This is a genomic window from Photobacterium satsumensis, from assembly GCF_050336935.1.
GTDB lineage: Bacteria > Pseudomonadota > Gammaproteobacteria > Enterobacterales > Vibrionaceae > Photobacterium > Photobacterium satsumensis.
This window is the reverse complement of sequence record NZ_JAKJSK010000014.1, coordinates 41518-59506: the sequence shown is the minus strand read 5'-3', so window position 1 is coordinate 59506 and position 17989 is coordinate 41518. Positions and strand designations below refer to the sequence as shown.

Genomic DNA, 17989 nt, shown 5'->3' with positions numbered 1-17989 from the left:
TTGGATCACTGTCCCACATCCGGCATGCAATAGTGATTCAGTCCAGCACACTTTTACAAAAGGGATAACAATGCTCGAAGCCATCGTGTTTCTCTGTATCGGCCTGACCTTACTGGTATGGAGCGCAGATCGACTTGTTTACGGCGCTGCGGCGCTTGCGAAAAATCTTGGTGTCACTCCGCTTGTCATCGGTATGACCATCCTGGCTATGGGCTCTTCTGCTCCTGAAATGATGGTCTCGGCAACCGCCGCCTTGGAAGGCAAAACAGACACTGCTGTCGGAAATGTGCTGGGCTCCAATATCGCCAATATTGCCCTTATCCTCGGTATTACTGCGCTGATCAAGCCACTGTCAATCAGCTCAGGTATCATCCGTCGTGAACTGCCGCTAATGATGGCAGTGACCCTTATTGCTGGCGTTCTGCTGTGGGATAACCACCTTGGCTTCTTTGAAGGTGTGCTACTCGTTGTCCTGTTTGTTATCTTTTTGCTGGCAATGCTTAAAATCAGCCGCAACGCCAAAGCAACCGGTGGCGATCCACTTGTCGATGAGCAAGAGTCGGACATTCCTGACGGTGTCAGTAACCCGAAAGCCATCATGTGGACCCTGATAGGTTTGGTCCTGTTGCCGTTTGCTGCCAGCATACTGGTTGATTCGGCCGTGACCATTGCCAAGTATTTCGGTATGAGCGATCTGGTGATCGGCCTGACGATTATCGCCATCGGCACCAGCCTGCCGGAGTTAGCAGCATCCATTGCCAGCCTGTTCAAAGGCGAAGATGACATGGCGGTCGGTAACATTATCGGCTCTAACGTCTTCAATATCCTGGCAGTCATGGGGATCCCGGGATTGCTTAATCCATCCACCCTCAGTCCGCTGGCGATGGGCCGTGACTACTACGTCATGTTGGGTGTATCGATAATGCTAGTGCTAATGGCACTTGGAAAACGTCGCCGAATCAACCGCGTAGAAGGTTTTATCCTGCTGGCAACCTTTATCGCCTATCAAGGTTATCTGTTTTATAATCTAGCGGCCTAACGGAGAGGAATATTATGTCTACAGCGTTTGATTATTGCGAAATTGGCCGAAAAGTTATTGAAATTGAAGCTGATGCACTTAAAGGACTGACCCACTATATCAATGGCAGTTTCACCGAAGCATGCCAATTGATCAGCGAATGCAATGGCAAAGTCATTGTCATGGGGATGGGGAAATCCGGCCATATCGGTAATAAAATGGCAGCAACCCTGGCCAGTACCGGCACACCGGCCTTTTTTGTCCACCCGGGAGAAGCCAGCCATGGCGACTTAGGGATGATCGAGAAAGGCGATGTGGTGCTGGCTATCTCCAACTCAGGGGAAGCCTCTGAAATTCTGGCCCTACTGCCGGTGATCAAACGCTTGGGCATTCCATTGATCAGCATGACCGGTAAGCCGGAATCAAGCATGGCAAAACTGTCGCAGATCCACTTGCAGATCACCGTCAACCAAGAAGCCTGCCCGCTCAACCTGGCGCCGACATCCAGCACCACCGCAACGTTGGCGATGGGGGATGCCCTGGCCATAGCCCTGATGGAAGCCCGTGGTTTTACCGCTGATGACTTTGCTCTATCCCACCCGGGTGGTGCACTGGGCCGTAAGTTACTGCTGCGTATCAGCGATATCATGCACACCGGTGAACGCCTGCCGGTTGTCAGCGAACAGGCGCTGATCAAAGATGCTTTGCTGGAAGTCTCTCGCAAAGGCTTGGGAATGACAGCTATCATTGATAAAGACCAGCAACTGCTTGGTATCTTTACTGATGGTGACCTTCGCCGCCTGCTCGATAACCGCGTTGATATCCACAGCACAGTAATCGGTGAGGTGATGACCCGCAATCCAGCGACAATCAGAGCTGATGTGCTCGCTGCCGAAGGTTTGAAGCTGATGGAAGATCGCAAGATAAGTGGCATTCTAGTAACAGATAACGGTGTACTGGTCGGCGCATTGAACATGCATGACCTACTGAAAGCGGGAGTGATGTAATGCAAATCGAAACCCTATACGGCCCAGTCAGCCAAGCTGTTTTTTCCCATGCCCGCACTATCCAGCTGCTGATCTGCGATGTCGACGGTGTCTTTTCTGACGGCCGCATTTACATGGGCAATGATGGCGAAGAGCTTAAAACGTTCCATACCCGCGACGGCTATGGCATCAAATCCTTGATGAGTGCCGGTATCGATGTGGCCATTATTACCGGCCGTAAATCGGCAATTGTCGAGAACAGGATGTCGGCCTTGGGGATCAAACACGTTTATCAAGGGCAGGACAATAAATTGGCCGCCTACGAGGACATCATTGCCAACCTTGGCATCGCACCGGAACATACCGCCTATATCGGCGATGATCTGATTGATTGGCCTGTAATGGAAAAAATCGGTCTTTCCGTCTGCGTGGCCGACGGCCACCCCCTATTGGCCCAGCGTGCCGACTTTGTCACCCGTATCCAGGGTGGATTCGGTGCCGTGCGCGAAGTGTGTGATCTGATCCTTGAAGCCCGAGGGGAATTGGACAAACATAAAGGCTTAAGTATATGACCTTAAAACGGCTACTCTATGCACTGCTGATTGTTATCTGTGCATGGACAGGCTATTACCTGCTTGAAAAGCACTGGGCAGAGGACATCCAAGTTGCCCCGGATGCAGAGAAGCCGATTTTCACCGGCGAGTCTGTTGTCAATACGTCCTACAATGAATCAGGGCTGCGCAGCTACCAGATTGACGCCGATTATCTCGAGTATTTTAGCCAGAGCGGCAATACTGACTTTGTCGAGCCAGTGCTGTGGGTCTACAAAGACGGCAGCGAAACCGAATGGCGGATCAGCTCCAATAAAGCACGGCTAGACAAAGAGCATATCTTGCAAATGACAGGCAATGTTCGTATTTTCAATTTGTTGCCGGACTCTGCCGTTCGCGTCATCCAAACCGACACCTTGCGACTGGATTTGGTCAGCAAGGACTTCGACACTCCGGATCATGTCATTATTACCGGTGATGCCTTCCAAAATGAAGGAACAGGCATGAAAGGCAACATGGACCGTAACATCGCCACCTTATTAAATAATGTAAAAGGTAGATATGAAGCGCTATAAATTAATGACCCTGCTCTACCTGTGCCTGAGTACAACCAGCTGGGCACTGAGTAATGACACCGAGCAGCCTATCTATATCGACTCAGACAACCAAGAGTTGGATATTCAGAAGAATATCGTGACCTTCACCGGCAATGTCATCCTACGCCAAGGCAGTATCGATATCCGTGCCGACAGAGTGGTTGTCACTCGTCCCGGCGGTCAGGAGGGTAAAGAAACCATTGATGCTTACGGCAATCCGGCGACATTCCACCAGCTGATGGATGATGGCAAGCCAATTGATGGCTCAGCGAAAAAAATGCGCTACGAAACCGCCACCGAGTTCCTCAAAATGACCGAGGAAGCGGTTCTGATCCAGGAAGGCAGTGAGATTAAAGGTAATGTGATCAGCTACCGTATCGACCAGCAGAAATTGGTGGCCGAACGCGGCAAGAAACAGCGCGTCACCACGATCCTTCAGCCAAACCAGTTGAACAACGACAAGAAGTAACCACGCTATGGCAACCTTAAAAGCACAACATCTAGCCAAAAGCTACAGCGGCCGCAAAGTGGTTTCTGATGTCAGCCTCGAAGTCGAATCAGGCAAGATTGTCGGCCTGCTTGGCCCTAACGGTGCAGGCAAGACCACTTCTTTCTACATGATTGTCGGCCTCGTCGCCCGTGACGAAGGTACCATCACCATTGACGATACCGACATCAGCCTACAGCCGATGCATAACCGCTCGCGAATGGGGATTGGCTACCTGCCGCAGGAAGCATCGATATTCCGCAAGCTGTCGGTCCACGACAATCTGATGGCCGTTCTGCAAACCCGCAAAGAGCTATCAAAACGTGAGCGTCAGGACAAACTGGAAGAATTGTTGGATGAATTCAACATACAGCACATTCGCAACAGCCTAGGTATGGCACTATCAGGGGGTGAACGGCGCCGGGTGGAAATTGCGCGAGCATTGGCCGCCAACCCGAAATTCATCCTGCTTGATGAGCCTTTTGCCGGCGTTGACCCTATATCCGTGATCGATATCAAGAAAATTATTGAGCATTTGCGCGATCGTGGCCTTGGCGTACTGATCACCGATCATAATGTAAGGGAAACTCTGGATGTCTGCGAGCAAGCTTACATTGTCAGCCAAGGGCAACTGATTGCCCATGGTACGCCATCAGAAGTACTCAATGATGAACATGTAAAACGAGTCTATCTGGGCGACCAGTTCCGTCTATAGTTAATTTATAAAGGCTTATTTGAAGCCGTAATGGACGCAGAGGGTTCAGTCACCATTTTGGGTACTAGGCAGCAAAAACCAGCGATAAATATAAAGGTACATACAATAATATGAAAACCTCGCTCCAGCTTAAAATTGGTCAACAATTGGCAATGACGCCGCAACTGCAACAGGCCATTCGTTTGTTGCAGCTATCTACTCTGGATTTACAGCAGGAAATCCAGGAGGCATTGGATGCAAACCCGTTACTTGAGCTGGAAGAAGGGACCCAAGAAGCGACCAACGACGAAAACGACGCTAATTCGACCGCTGCCGAGACCACAGATACCAGCAGCGACGACGGCCTGTCCGAGGTCGCTGACAGTGACTCGTTTGACACTTCCGATGCCATTGAACAGCAAGAGATGCCAGAAGACCTCCCGGTCGATACCACTTGGGATGATGTTTACAGTGCCAGTACCGGCAATACCGGTATCGCCCTGGATGACGACATGCCGGTATACCAAGGCGAAACCACTGAAAGCCTGCAAGACTACCTGATGTGGCAGGTTGAGCTGACCCCGTTCAGCGAAACCGACCGCACTATCGCGACCGCTATCATTGATGCCATCGACGAAAAAGGCTATCTCACCTGTTCGGCTGAAGATATTCTCGATAGTCAAGGCGATGACGATGTCGAGCTCGACGAAGTGGAAGCTGTCCTCAAGCGTATTCAGCAATTTGACCCGCTGGGTGTGGCCTCACGCAACCTGCAAGAGTGCCTAATGCTGCAACTTGCCACTTTCCAGCCGGATACGCCTTGGCTCGCCGAGGCCCGAATGTTACTGACCGATTGCATCGACCTGCTGGCAAACCGTGATTACCGCCAGCTGATGCGCGACACCAAGTTAAAAGAGCCCGAACTCAAGCAAGTGATGCAGTTGATCCACGGTTTGGATCCTCGCCCGGGCAACCGTGTCATGGCTTCAGATACCGAATATGTCGTCCCTGATGTGTCGGTATTCAAAGATCACGGCAAATGGGTAGTTACCATCAACCCAGATAGCGTGCCGCGGATCAAAGTCAATGAACAGTATGCCGCACTGAGCAAGAACACCCGTAACTCGGCAGACAGCCAGTTTATCCGTACCCATTTGCAAGATGCCAAATGGCTGATCAAAAGCCTAGAAAGCCGCAACGAAACCTTATTGAAAGTCGCCCGCTGCATTGTCGAGCACCAACAGGACTTCTTCGAATATGGCGAGGAAGCCATGAAGCCTATGGTACTCAACGATATCGCGCTGGCGGTCGATATGCATGAATCCACCATATCCCGTGTGACGACGCAGAAATACATGCACACGCCGCGTGGGATTTTTGAATTGAAATACTTCTTCTCCAGTCACGTTAGCACCGATAACGGTGGCGAGTGTTCATCCACCGCTATCCGGGCCTTGGTGAAAAAACTGGTTGCCGCCGAAAATCAGGCCAAACCATTAAGTGACAGCAAGATAGCGACATTACTGGCGGAACAAGGGATCATGGTAGCAAGACGAACCATTGCCAAATACCGTGAATCGCTAGGCATTCCGCCGTCCAATCAGCGAAAACGTCTGCTCTAACAGACGCCACAAGAAGGAAGATGTCTATGCAAATCAATCTCACTGGCCACCATGTAGAAATTACCCCGTCCATGCGTGAGTACGTGGAAACGAAGTTCAATAAGCTAGAGCGGTTTTTCGATAAAATCAATAATGTCCAAGTTATCCTGAACGTTGAGAAACTCCAGCAAGTCGCTGAAGCGACGCTACACATTAACGCTGGGGAAATCCACGCAAAAGCGGATTCGGAAAATATGTATGCCGCTATTGATGCATTAACTGATAAACTGGTTCGTCAACTTAACAAACACAAAGATAAGCTCAACAGCCACTGAATCATGCAACTGAGTAATGTATTGAGCCTGGACTGCACGAAAAGTGCAGTCCCTTGCTCCAGCAAAAAGCGTGCCTTGGAAATCATCAGCGAAGTTGCTGCCAAGCACCTAGACCAAAACCCCCAGCCGCTGTTCGAGTGTATGCTCAACCGTGAAAAGATGGGCAGTACAGGTATCGGCAACGGTATCGCGATACCACATGGCCGGATCAGCAGCAGCGATCAAGCCATTGCTGTGCTCATCCAGTGCCAGGATCCCATCCAATTCGACGCTATCGACAACCAACCGGTAGACTTGCTCTTTGCCTTGCTTGTTCCTGACGAGCAGTGCCAGCAGCATCTCAAGACCCTGTCCAGTATGGCTGAAAAGCTCAGCAACAAGCAGGTTTGTAAGCAGCTTCGCACCGCAAAAAGTGACGAAGAGCTTTATCAAATACTCACCTGTGACGCATAATGACTCCCACACTCTCGATGATTGTTAAGGATTGCCAGCCATGATGTTAATGGTCGTAAGCGGACGCTCGGGCTCAGGAAAATCCATCGCCCTGCGGGTATTGGAAGATCTGGGGTACTACTGTGTTGATAACCTTCCGGTTAGCCTGCTTCCTCAGTTCATTAAGACCCAGCAAGGCAACCAGCAAAACATCGCCGTCAGTATTGATGTGCGCAACATGCCGGAAGATCCCGACGAAATCAGCCATACCTTGGATACCCTCGGTGACGACGTCGATGTCAATGTGATTTACCTTGATGCCGATGACAAAACGCTGGTCAAACGCTACAGCGAAACCCGCCGTCTGCACCCGCTATCCCGCCATGGTATGAGTCTTGAGCAGGCCATTTTATCGGAAAGCGCCCAGCTTTCCAGCCTCAAGGCGCGGGCCGATTTAGTGATCGATACCACTACCAAGTCGATTCATGACTTGAGTGAAACCGTTCGCTCACGGGTACTTGGCCGTGAATCGCGCGAGCTGATCATGGTATTCGAATCCTTCGGCTTCAAGCACGGCCTACCAAACGACGCCGACTATGTGTTTGATGTCCGTTTCCTGCCTAACCCGCACTGGATCCCTGAGCTCAAGCCATTGACCGGCTTGGATCAGGAAGTCAAAGACTACTTGTCGGGCCATGCCGAAGTCAGCCAGCTTATCTACCAGGTGCGTAACTTCATTGAAACCTGGTTGCCAATGCTGGAAAAAAACAACCGCAGCTATATCACCGTCGCCATAGGCTGTACCGGTGGCCAGCACCGCTCGGTCTATATAACCCAGCAGCTGGCAGAATACTTCCGCTACGAAGGCCACCAAGTTCAGGTTAGACACAGAACGCTGGAACAAAGCAAATAATGACCGTTTTCTCACGTGAACTGTTTATCAAAAACCGCCTGGGCCTCCATGCCCGGGCTGCTATCAAACTGGTTGAGCTGGCACAAAGTTTCGAGTCCAGCATCACCATTAGCAATGGCGAAAAGAGTGCTACTGCTGACAGTGTCATGGGGCTACTGATGCTCGAATCGGCCCAGGGCCAGCAAGTACTGGTCTGCGCCGAAGGCGGCGATGCCGAGCAAGCTATCAAGGCAGTCAGCACCCTGATCGAAGCTGGATTTGACGAAGAAAATTAACCGTATCAAGCCACTGTATACGCTAACAGCCGATATACTCATCGGCCACTCCTTGTCGACCAGTCAGCTGTTACTGCAATAATTCATCAATTCCTCTCACATCTGGTGAGACACACCCCGATGATTGCGTTAAAATTCAATTTATTGCGCTGTTATACCATCTAGTCATCCGCCTTTTACGAGCCGGGTGCACTGAGGTATTTCACATCTGAGTCATTTGGGGTACTGCAAACAATGGCCGATGTCATCGATCAAGATCAAACTCATCAAACGCTGCAAGAAGTCAACCAAGCGCTTGAAAACGGCATGTTTGTCCATGTCCGCCGTATGCTCCAGGATATGGAGCCGGAAGATATTGCCCACCTGCTAGAGGCCTCCCCGCCCAAAGAGCGTCAGGTTCTGTGGCAACTGACCGATCCCGAAGAACAAGGCGAGATCCTTGACGAGCTATCGGAAGACGTCAAAGACGGCATTGTTGCCCAGATGGCACCGGATAAACTGGCTGCTGTTACCGAAGGGATGGAAACCGATGACGTCGCCTACGTTCTACGTAGCCTGCCCGACAGAAAGTACCAAGAAGTACTGGCCCAGATGGATGCCACCGACCGGCACCGGGTAGAAAAAGCACTGGCCTACCCGGAAGAAACCGCCGGTGGGATCATGAGCACCGACTTCATTACCATCCGCGGCGATGTCACCGCCGATGTCGTACTTCGCTACCTGCGCATGAAAAGCGAGCTGCCAGAAGCTACCGATGCCCTGTATGTTGTCGACCAGAACGAGAAACTGATCGGCCATTTGTCACTTGCGACCTTGATCACCACCCAGCCGGACATCGAAATCCATGACGTGATGGACGACGCTGACGAAGCGATCCCGGTCGATATGGATGATGGTGAAGTGGCCAACCTATTCGAGCGCCGTAACTGGCTATCGGCCCCGGTGGTTGATACCGACGACCAGCTCGTCGGCCGTATCACCATTGATGATGTGGTTGATATTATCCGTGAAGACGCTGAGCACTCGATGATGAGCATGGCGGGTATGGATGACGACGAAGATACCTTCGCGCCAGTCGTCAAGTCGGCCAAGCGACGTAGTATCTGGCTAGGGGTCAACGTACTGGCCGCGCTGGCCGCGGCATCGGTCTCCAACCTGTTCGAAGAAACCCTTGAGCAAATGGCGGCGATTGCCATCTTGATGACCATCGTCCCTTCGATGGGCGGTGTTGCGGGTAACCAAACCGTCGCATTGGTGATCCGCGGCTTGGCCGTCGGCCATATCGGGGAAACGAACACCCGCTGGCTATTGAGCAAAGAAGCGCGGGTCGGCCTGCTCAACGGTATTCTTTGGGCTGCGATTATTGGTGGTGTGGTGGTGTTCTGGAAGGGGAACCTGCTACTAGGCGCCATTATCGCCGGCGCAATGCTGACCAACTTGCTGGTCGCCGGTGTTGCCGGGGTCTGTATTCCAATCATGCTCAAAAAAATGAACATCGACCCAGCGTTGGCAGGCGGAATGGCCCTGACCACCATCACCGATATCATCGGCCTGTCCGTCTTCCTTGGCTTGGCAACTCTCTTTCTTGTCTAAACAGTTTCTGTAGCAAGCCCGAACGACAAACATCAAAAAAGCGAGAGCAGAAATGCTCTCGCTTTTTTATGACGAGTTCCTGGATCCTAGAACCTAGAAACAGCTCTCTCTAGGAGCTAGGATCTATCTCCTAGGATCCCGAGGGTTATTCACCCGCGATCTTCATGCTATCAAGCAGCATTGAGCCGGTTTGGATCTGGCTGCGGGTTTCGGTATCAGTACCAATTGCCACGATATTCTGCATCATATCTTTAAGATTACCGGCAATGGTAATTTCACTGACCGGATATTGAATTTCACCGTTTTCAACCCAGAAGCCTGCAGCACCACGGGAGTAGTCACCTGTCACGATGTTTACGCCCTGCCCCATCAACTCAGTCACCAACAGGCCGCGATCCATCTTCTTGAGCATCTGCTCGAAGCTCTCACCGGTCGAGTTCACCAACCAGTTGTGGATACCACCGGCATGTCCCGTCGGCTGGCGGCCAAGTTTGCGGGCCGCATAACTGGTCATCAAGTAGCTTTGCAGACGGCCATCCTGAATGATCTCAAGGTCTTTGGTCGCCAAGCCTTCACTATCAAACGGCGTACTGGCCATACCGCGCAAGACATGAGGGCGCTCGCTGATGTTTAACCACTCAGGGAAGATCTGCTCACCCAACTGGTCAAGCAAGAATGTTGACTTACGGTATAGGTTAGAGCCACTGATCCCCATCACCAAATGACCAAACATACCAGTGGCAATATCGGCAGCGAACATCACCGGGGCTTCACGGGTTGATAGCTTCTGCGGGTCAACACGGCCAGCGGTACGCTCTGCAGCTTGGCGGCCTACGCTTTCCGGTGTCCACAGCTCACTGACATGACGTGCGGTGGTGTAGCTGTAGTCGCGCTCCATCTCACCGTTCTTGCCCTCGGCAATCACACAGCAACTGGTACTGTGACGGCTCGAGGCATAGCTGGCCAACATACCGTGGCTATTGCCATAGACGCGGATCCCATAATGGCTATCGTAGCTGGCACCGTCACTCTGCTTGATACGAGGATCAAAATCCAGCGCTGCCTGCTCGGCACGGGCTGCGATTTCAGCGGCATGATCCGGCTCAGGCTCATCCGGGTGGAACAGATCCAAATCAGGGATATCTTTGGCCATCAATTCAGCAGGGCCAGGGCCAGCAAACGGGTCTTCGGATGTATAGCGAGCAATATCCAGCGCCGCCGCAACCGTCTGGGCAATGGCCTTCTCGCTCAAGTCCGACGTTGAGGCACTGCCTTTACGCTGGCCACGGTAGACCGTGATACCCAGAGCACCATCGCTGTTGAACTCAACATTCTCGACTTCGCACATCCGGGTCGATACGCTGATCCCTGTGGTTTTATTAATCGCGACTTCCGCTGCATCGGCTTGCTGGCCGGCAACTTCTAGTGCTTTTGCCACTGCGGCTTCTAGTTCCACACGCTGCTGGGCAACCTGTTCTCTCACGTCCATACTTATCGTCTCAAAAATGGCCATTCCGTTCAGGTCCACTTGTGAGCGTGAAGGATAAGCCAATGAATTTGGTATTACTCTTAGGATAACACTGCCTAGGTGGATTTTGCGCCCCAAATCACGATTAAACTGGTAAAATAAAAACCAAATGCAATCGTCATGAGCCTGTTATGAGCCGTAAAAACCAAAAAGCCCCATGGGAACCGGAAGAAGAAATCATCTGGGTAAGTAAATCCGAGATGAAACGCGACATGGATGCCCTCCAGAAGCTAGGTGAACAGCTGGTTGAGCTTAAACCTAATGCACTAGCCAAAGTGCCTCTTGATGAAGAGATGCTTGAAGCGGTTAAAGACGCCCAGCGCTTTAATAAAGAAGCACGCCGTCGCCAACTACAACGTATTGGTAAACTGATGCGTCAAGTAGAAGTTGAGCCTATCCAAGCGGCATTGGACAAGCTGAACAACAAGCACAACCAAGCGACAGCCGAACTGAAGAAGCTTGAGCAAAAGCGCGACAGGCTAATTGAAAACGGCGATAGCATGATTAACGCTATCATGGTTGATCACCCAGATGCTGATCGCCAGCGCCTGCGCCAACTTGTTCGCCAAGCCAACAAAGAAAAGGCACAGAACAAGCCAGCTAAAGCCTACCGCGAAATTTTCCAGTACCTTAAAGCGCTGTACCTGGAAGACTAAGTGTTCGCTTCGCGATAAAAAAAGCCAGCTTTCGCTGGCTTTTCTTTTACTGGGTTCCGCCCACTGTCATGGACTCTATTTTCAGGGTTGGCTGCCCCACACCGACAGGGACACTCTGGCCGGCTTTGCCACAGACACCAACACCGCGGTCGATATCCAAATCGTTACCAACCATAGACACCTGCTGCATCGCTTCGATACCGCTGCCGATCAGGGTTGCGCCCTTAATCGGACGGGTGATCTTACCGTTTTCAATCAAGTAGGCTTCCGACGCCGAGAACACAAACTTACCTGATGTGATATCAACCTGACCACCACCGAAGTTCGGTGCATAAACACCACGCTTGACGCTGGCGATGATCTCTTCCGGCGAGTGTTCACCCGGCAACATGTAGGTATTGGTCATACGCGGCATAGGCAGATGCGCATAAGATTCACGACGACCATTACCTGTCGGTGCCACCCCCATCAAACGGGCGTTGAGCTTATCTTGCATATAGCCCTTGAGCTTACCGCCCTCGACCAGCACGTTGTACTGGCCTGGCGTACCCTCATCATCGATATTGAGCGAGCCACGGCGATCAGTCAGGGTACCGTCATCGACAATGGTACATAGGCTGGATGTCACCTGTTGGCCCATCTGACCCGAGAACATCGACGAACCTTTGCGGTTGAAGTCACCTTCCAGGCCATGACCGACCGCTTCATGCAGCAGTACCCCCGGCCAACCCGAGCCAAGTACCACCGGCATAGTACCAGCCGGTGCCTCATCGGCATCGATATTGATCAGCGCCTGGCGGATCGCCTCATCGGCATAGTTCAGGGCAACGGTCTTGCCATTCCCTTCATCGGTTTGGAAATACTCATAACCATAGCGGCCACCGCCACCGGCACTGCCGTGCTCTCGTTTGTCGCCCTTCTCAATCAGTACACTGACTGAAAGGCGAACCAGCGGACGGATATCTGCCGCATAGGTACCGTCCAACGCGGCAACCAACACCTGCTCATACACACCGTTGATACTGACAGAAACCTCTTTGACCAAAGGCTCCTTGGTGCGGATATAACGATCAATCTCCTCAAGCAGGGCAATTTTCTGGTGCTTGTCGAAGCTATCCAGAGGGTTAACAGGAGCATAGTTCTCTTGTACGGTGACAGGCGCAAACGCCTTAACCTGACCGTTACCGCCGCCGCGGGTAATACCACGGGCCGCCTTGGCACTTTGTTGCAAAGCTAGCTGGCTGATTTGATCAGAATAGGCAAAGCCGGTCTTTTCACCCGACACTGCCCTGACACCGACACCACGGTCAATGTTAAATGAGCCGTCTTTAATGATGCTGTCTTCAAGCACCAAAGACTCATGCCAGCATGACTGGAAGTAAATATCGGCATAATCGACATTGCGTGCCGCAACCAGTCCCAGTACTTGGTTTAGTTCTTCACGTCCCAACCCAGACTGGGCCAGCATTGTGTTTTCTACAGTTTCCAGCGTCATTTAATTTGCTCTTATATTCATTGCCAGCCGGCCCCTCTGCCGGTCAGCCCTCACGTTGCTGAACACGGAATCTTGCGTGTTCAACAAGCGGCATATTTGTTCGGATCGCCTTGCTCAAATCAAGATCGACATCGGCTATCATCACCCCTGTCCCCTGTTGCTGACAGGCAACTACCTGCCCCCAAGGATCAACAATCATCGAATGCCCCCAGGTCTCCCGCTGCTCATTGTGCTCACCCCACTGGGCTGCCGCCACGATCCAGCATTGGGTTTCAACGGCGCGAGCGCGAAGCAGTAATTCCCAGTGGGCCTTACCGGTCACTTTGGTAAATGCAGCAGGGACGACAATAATATCCGCCCCCTGTTCACGCAGGGCAGCATATAGTTGTGGAAACCTGACATCATAGCAGATAGATAAACCAATGTTGCCAAACGGCGTGGTGATCACCTTGGTTTCACGCCCGGCACGGAAGGTATCAGACTCACGGTAGCTATGGTGGGCATCGTCAATCTCCACATCAAACATATGCAGCTTGTCGTAATGCCCCTGAAGCAACCCTTGATCATCAAACAGCAAGGCTGTAGAAGTGATGGCGCCATCGAGCTGGCGGACAGGCATCGAACCGATCAACACCCAAATCCCCAACTGCTTGGCCAATGCGGCTACTTCTGCCTGCAATGGACCTTCGCCCAGATACTCAGCATGGGCTCTGTAATCCTCGCTAGACCCAAACACCAAACAATTTTCCGGTGTCACGACCAGTTTTGCCCCCTGCAATTGCAGGCCCTTGAGTTTCATCTTCAGGTGCTTAAGGTTGGTCTGCGGATCAGCCCCTGAAGTCATTTGTACAATACCGAATTTAGCCATCTGCATTCTCCCTTTCCTGCCGCTAGTCAGCCACCAGCAAGGGTGGCCGCTCTGCGTGTATTGTTGTTATTTTGCTTCCTTGTCCTTGCCTTCCAGCATTTCAGAGACATTATACTCGCCGGTAAAGCGCGACTGCTCTGTGACTACCGGTGAGTCAATCGGCCCTTTCACCACATAGTTAACTTGGGTAAATACATCCAGAACGGGCGAGAGTGCCGTTGAAATCGCAAAGACATAAATTGCTGTTTGAGGTGCTACAGCAAACGCAGTCAGAACTGGAATTCCTGATGTGAAATCAGGGATGAACCTCACCTTCGCATCCACTGTCTCATTGACAAGATTAGCACTTCCGCGAATAAACATGTCACCGGCAAGAGCCTGCATCTTAATATTGTCGGTCTCGAACCGGCCATTTTCAATGCGACCGCTACCGCGGATGTAGTTAAATGCCAGCCCTTCGTCAAAAATCCCTGAAAAATCAAGCTGCATACGACGGATCAGCGAGTCAATACTGAACAGGCCCAGCAAACGTCCTGCACCACCGATATCGCTAATAATCCCCTGCCCGGTTTCCGATTTTAGCTCACCGGTCAACGTCTCTCGGTGCATCGACCACGGTGCACCTTGCCACTGAATAGAGGCATAAGTACTGAATTTAGCGCCCTGGATCCCACCTGAAATACCAAAACGCCCCATCAAGTCTGAGCTGTTCTGACCATCAATATCAAAGGCGATTTGGGTTTCACTACGGTCCCCATCAAGACTCCAGTGACCATCAAGGTTGAGCGACGTGGCACCAGAATCAACCGTAAAGTTAATCAATTCCAACATATTGCCTTCGCGGCGCAACTTACCAGAGACCTCTCCGAGTCGGTACCCTTGCAGCCAGGCATCACGTAATACCAAGTCAATCTCAGGCATATTGGCCATCATGCTACGATCAAAATCAGTCGCAGCCGGAATATCACGCTGAGGCTTATATTTCTCTTTGATCTTGGTATCACCAACCTGCGGAAAATTCAAATGGAAGGTGTCAATAGCCAGATCCAACGGCTGCCCCTGTGGCCAACGCGCTTGCCCTTTCGCCTCCCGGCTATCGAGGCGGAGCTGCCACGTCTCACCAAGCTTATTCGCCGACAAGTCGACCCGGTTCCAATCCAATGCGGCCAGTTTAAGCTGACGGACCTTGGCCTCGATGCGGGAAGGGACGGGAATATCCGGTTTCACCGATGCACTGCCGAAAGCAGCCTCAGCTTCAACTTTGTCGTGGACGGCCGAAATCAAGTCAACCCAACTGTCGCCATCGACCTTATCAGCCACGATATCCAAGCCATGCTCGCCGTTTTTAAGCGGATGCAGCGCGGTATCACCAATCGCCATCTGGCTGGCATCAATATTAAGCTTCTCGCCGGTAAGGTTAATCTTGGCTTGATAGAGCACGCCCGGTAGCCTTGCCTTCCCGACCAGTGCTTGTCCGTTGCCAGTCACATCAAGCTTAAACGCCTCTGGGCTACCAGCAGACAAGGCTAATGGATATGGCAGTGAACTCACAGCATCTGCTAGCGCCGCCTCAATCCCGACCTGATATTCAAAACCGGTATCATTGAGATCAACCCCAACGTGGCCCTGCCAACGGCTTCGGCCCTTCACCTTGGCCAACAACGGATCCTGCACCTGTTGCTGCAAGGTTTCGATTTGCCAATCACCACCGAGCTCAACATCGACCCGGTACCCATCCGCTACGCTGTTTCCGGTAAAGCCCACAGTGAGCGGTTGCGCCAGCAAGTTTGCAGTCAGTGTCTCTGCCGACACCTTGTCATCATCAAACGAGATAGTTCCGATCGCCCCTTCAATAGTGAGCGGCGGCGCTTCAAGCTGTACTTGGTTATCCGTCAGCTCGGCACTGCCCCAGGCCCTGACATCGGTACCATTAAAGGGAATATCGAGTTTGAACTGGGAGGTAACCGGTCCACCGACCTGCACCGTCGTCAGCGCCGCCCCCACGGAATCCACCAGCGGAGTCGCCAACATATAATCACGTACCTGCTCGCCTTCAGCCGCCACCTCAACGTTCAGTTTCAGGTGGCCGTCACTGCTTAACTCAGCGTCTCCTGTCACCCGGGATGCCGTCGCGCCCATCGTTTTGGCATGCGTTGCATCGAGGTACATAAAGTCATTTTCAAATAGCAGATCAAGCTTGAGATCGGTCAATTCCGGCCATGCGGTATCAAAACTAAACGTGCCGTTACGCAGCGGAACATAAGCTTGGAAAACACCATCATGATTGCCATAAGGGAAATCAGAAAGCTCGCCATACCACAACAGCTGGGCTGACTTTGCCTGACCACCGCGGATCGCCGCTGACAGGTAATCGGTCAGGCTGCGGCCCAGCGCTAAGGTAGGCAGATAACGCCAGGTTTCGCCGGCATTATTCAAACTCGCTTCACCATAAAATGACAACCAAGATGGCGCATTAGCCGGGAAGTCCAATCTAAATTGCCCATCAACCTTAAGATGTGGGGTGGCAACATCAATCTTGTCGCTCCACAAACGCCAACCGTCATCGCCAACTTGCCAATAAGCCGTCACATCGGCCGCATTGATATTGAGTGGCGCCTGGAATACTTCGCCATAAGGCAGCTCATCGTCTTGTAAGTTAACGACTGCGCGACCACCTTGGGTGTCACCCGCAACAACAGCATCCAGCTTGTTAATACCGGGCAGTAACTCCCACTGCTTCAATCCTAGCTGGCTAACATGGAAAGAAAACTGCGGAGCGCTACCCTCGCGCGCCGCTACTCGGATATCACTGATTTGCCCCGAGGGCTGCAATGTCGACAGCACCTCGACAAGCTCGCTGTCATCCGGCAAGAAGGTAATAAATGGCTGCAGATGAGCAAGAGAAAGGTTAGTCGCCGCTAACTTCCAGTCATCCGGTAGCCAGCTGGCTGCAATATCAAAGGCTGGCCATGGTGCTTCATCGGTCTCCAACACCATCTGGTCGCTGTCGATCCGCCAGCCCGGCTCGCCGTTTTTATTTTCCAAAGGCAGTAGTTTAACCAGCCCCTGCCTGACCCGGAACTGATGCTTGTCTTCGCCAAGCTGCCAACGCAGGAAGCTATCATCAAGCTTGACCAAGCTATGCTGCAAAGCGCCGCTCGATAAGGTCAGCCAAACTTCGGCATTCAGATTACTGCCAGTAATATTGGCATCGGTCAGGTGCTGCTTGTTAAGCCAAGGGGTCACAGAAAGGTTGCGCGCCTGCAGGTAGATGTCACCGGACATCTTGGCCCAAGAGCGGTTGTCGGAGAGGTTAGCAATCACTTGCATTTGGCTAAAGTGGGTATCAGCGATACTGACGACCCCTTCCGCCCTACGTTGGCGGTTATGGGTATCCCACTTCAATTCCTGAATGTCGACAGTCAGCTTCTCATCGGCCGGAGACATCAGGGTAATATCTGAATTGCGTACAGAAAACTGGCCCAGCTGAACAAACAGCAGCTCTTCCAACCGCTCGACAGTCGCCATCTGGCTTCGCTCTGAGTCAGCGGTTTTATTGCTTTCGTTACCCGACAAACGGGTAAGATCCAGGCTCAGCTCATCAATCCGGATATCTTGGAATACCGGGCTAAGACTGAGTACCGATCCCAGCATATCGAGCTGCATTGAAACATCGCCGACCTTGACCAGCGATTCGGGTGCACCCGGTAAGTTAACCTTGACCCCCTGCAAAACCAGCGATGGGCCAAGGTTGCGCCAATGGCCCTCGACCAACTCAACCTCGAGATCCATATCGATTTGCTCGGAGGCCCATTGGCGGATCGGCTCACGGTATTCATTGAGCTGAGGAAGATAAAAACGCAGACCGCTGATCGCAACAGCGGCCAGTACTAACACCGTCAGTACCAGCCACATAAATCCACGTGCCAGTCGAACTGGAACTGTTGTCACGCTATTGCCC

17 protein-coding genes are annotated in these 17989 nt (G+C 52.1%); 13 read left to right on the top strand and 4 right to left on the bottom strand.

From position 1 onward, the window contains the following. Positions 1-70 precede the first annotated feature (70 nt). From L4D79_RS24275 to mgtE, 12 genes are all read left to right on the top strand, one after another. The gene (locus tag L4D79_RS24275; protein ID WP_428655297.1) at positions 71-1039 is read left to right on the top strand and encodes a calcium/sodium antiporter; all 969 of its coding nucleotides are present in this window, start codon (positions 71-73) and stop codon (positions 1037-1039) included. A 14-nt stretch (positions 1040-1053) separates the two neighbouring features. Further along, the gene (locus tag L4D79_RS24270) at positions 1054-2025 is read left to right on the top strand and encodes a KpsF/GutQ family sugar-phosphate isomerase (protein ID WP_428655295.1); all 972 of its coding nucleotides are present in this window, start codon (positions 1054-1056) and stop codon (positions 2023-2025) included. Beyond that, on the top strand, positions 2025-2576 hold the full coding sequence (gene kdsC, locus L4D79_RS24265; RefSeq protein WP_428655293.1) for a 3-deoxy-manno-octulosonate-8-phosphatase KdsC: 552 nt from the start codon (positions 2025-2027) through the stop codon (positions 2574-2576). The genes L4D79_RS24270 and kdsC overlap by 1 nt, the downstream gene beginning before the upstream one ends. Then, positions 2573-3130, top strand: coding sequence for an LPS export ABC transporter periplasmic protein LptC (gene lptC / locus L4D79_RS24260; protein ID WP_428655291.1), 558 nt, complete (start codon positions 2573-2575; stop codon positions 3128-3130). Before kdsC ends, lptC begins: the two co-directional genes overlap by 4 nt. Beyond that, positions 3117-3620: a lipopolysaccharide transport periplasmic protein LptA gene (lptA, locus tag L4D79_RS24255; RefSeq protein WP_428655289.1), complete on the top strand. Its 504-nt coding sequence runs from the start codon at positions 3117-3119 to the stop codon at positions 3618-3620. The genes lptC and lptA overlap by 14 nt, the downstream gene beginning before the upstream one ends. Before the next feature lie 7 nt (positions 3621-3627). After that, on the top strand, positions 3628-4353 hold the full coding sequence (lptB, locus tag L4D79_RS24250) for an LPS export ABC transporter ATP-binding protein (RefSeq protein WP_428655286.1): 726 nt from the start codon (positions 3628-3630) through the stop codon (positions 4351-4353). A 110-nt stretch (positions 4354-4463) separates the two neighbouring features. Then, on the top strand, positions 4464-5954 hold the full coding sequence (locus tag L4D79_RS24245; protein WP_428655284.1) for an RNA polymerase factor sigma-54: 1491 nt from the start codon (positions 4464-4466) through the stop codon (positions 5952-5954). A 26-nt stretch (positions 5955-5980) separates the two neighbouring features. After that, positions 5981-6268, top strand: coding sequence for a ribosome hibernation promoting factor (gene hpf / locus L4D79_RS24240; RefSeq protein WP_317523734.1), 288 nt, complete (start codon positions 5981-5983; stop codon positions 6266-6268). Between the two features lie 3 nt (positions 6269-6271). Continuing rightward, positions 6272-6721, top strand: a complete 450-nt coding sequence (gene ptsN / locus L4D79_RS24235) for a PTS IIA-like nitrogen regulatory protein PtsN (RefSeq protein WP_428655282.1) — start codon at positions 6272-6274, stop codon at positions 6719-6721. A gap of 40 nt (positions 6722-6761) precedes the next feature. After that, positions 6762-7613, top strand: coding sequence for an RNase adapter RapZ (gene rapZ / locus L4D79_RS24230; RefSeq protein WP_428655280.1), 852 nt, complete (start codon positions 6762-6764; stop codon positions 7611-7613). Further along, complete coding sequence (locus tag L4D79_RS24225) at positions 7613-7888, top strand: HPr family phosphocarrier protein (RefSeq protein ID WP_428655278.1); 276 nt, start codon at positions 7613-7615, stop codon at positions 7886-7888. Before rapZ ends, L4D79_RS24225 begins: the two co-directional genes overlap by 1 nt. A gap of 234 nt (positions 7889-8122) precedes the next feature. Beyond that, entirely contained in the window at positions 8123-9481 is a 1359-nt protein-coding gene (gene mgtE / locus L4D79_RS24220) for a magnesium transporter (RefSeq protein ID WP_428655276.1), read from the top strand. A 145-nt stretch (positions 9482-9626) separates the two neighbouring features. Here the strand turns inward: mgtE and pmbA are convergent, their stop codons facing one another. Continuing rightward, positions 9627-10970 (bottom strand): metalloprotease PmbA, encoded by a 1344-nt coding sequence (gene pmbA, locus L4D79_RS24215; RefSeq protein WP_428655274.1) that lies wholly within the window; start codon positions 10968-10970, stop codon positions 9627-9629. 170 nt (positions 10971-11140) lie between these two features. Here pmbA and yjgA point away from each other — a divergent pair, with 170 nt between their 5' ends. Continuing rightward, positions 11141-11665 carry a ribosome biogenesis factor YjgA gene (gene yjgA / locus L4D79_RS24210; RefSeq protein ID WP_428655272.1) on the top strand — a complete coding sequence of 175 codons (525 nt, stop codon included), beginning with the start codon at positions 11141-11143 and terminating at the stop codon, positions 11663-11665. 46 nt (positions 11666-11711) lie between these two features. Here the strand turns inward: yjgA and tldD are convergent, their stop codons facing one another. From tldD to L4D79_RS24195, 3 genes are all read right to left on the bottom strand, one after another. Next, positions 11712-13160, bottom strand: a complete 1449-nt coding sequence (tldD, locus tag L4D79_RS24205; RefSeq protein WP_428655269.1) for a metalloprotease TldD — start codon at positions 13158-13160, stop codon at positions 11712-11714. 43 nt (positions 13161-13203) lie between these two features. After that, complete coding sequence (locus L4D79_RS24200; protein WP_428655267.1) at positions 13204-14028, bottom strand: carbon-nitrogen hydrolase family protein; 825 nt, start codon at positions 14026-14028, stop codon at positions 13204-13206. 66 nt (positions 14029-14094) lie between these two features. Further along, positions 14095-17979, bottom strand: a complete 3885-nt coding sequence (locus L4D79_RS24195) for a YhdP family protein (RefSeq protein ID WP_428655265.1) — start codon at positions 17977-17979, stop codon at positions 14095-14097. Positions 17980-17989 lie beyond the last annotated feature (10 nt).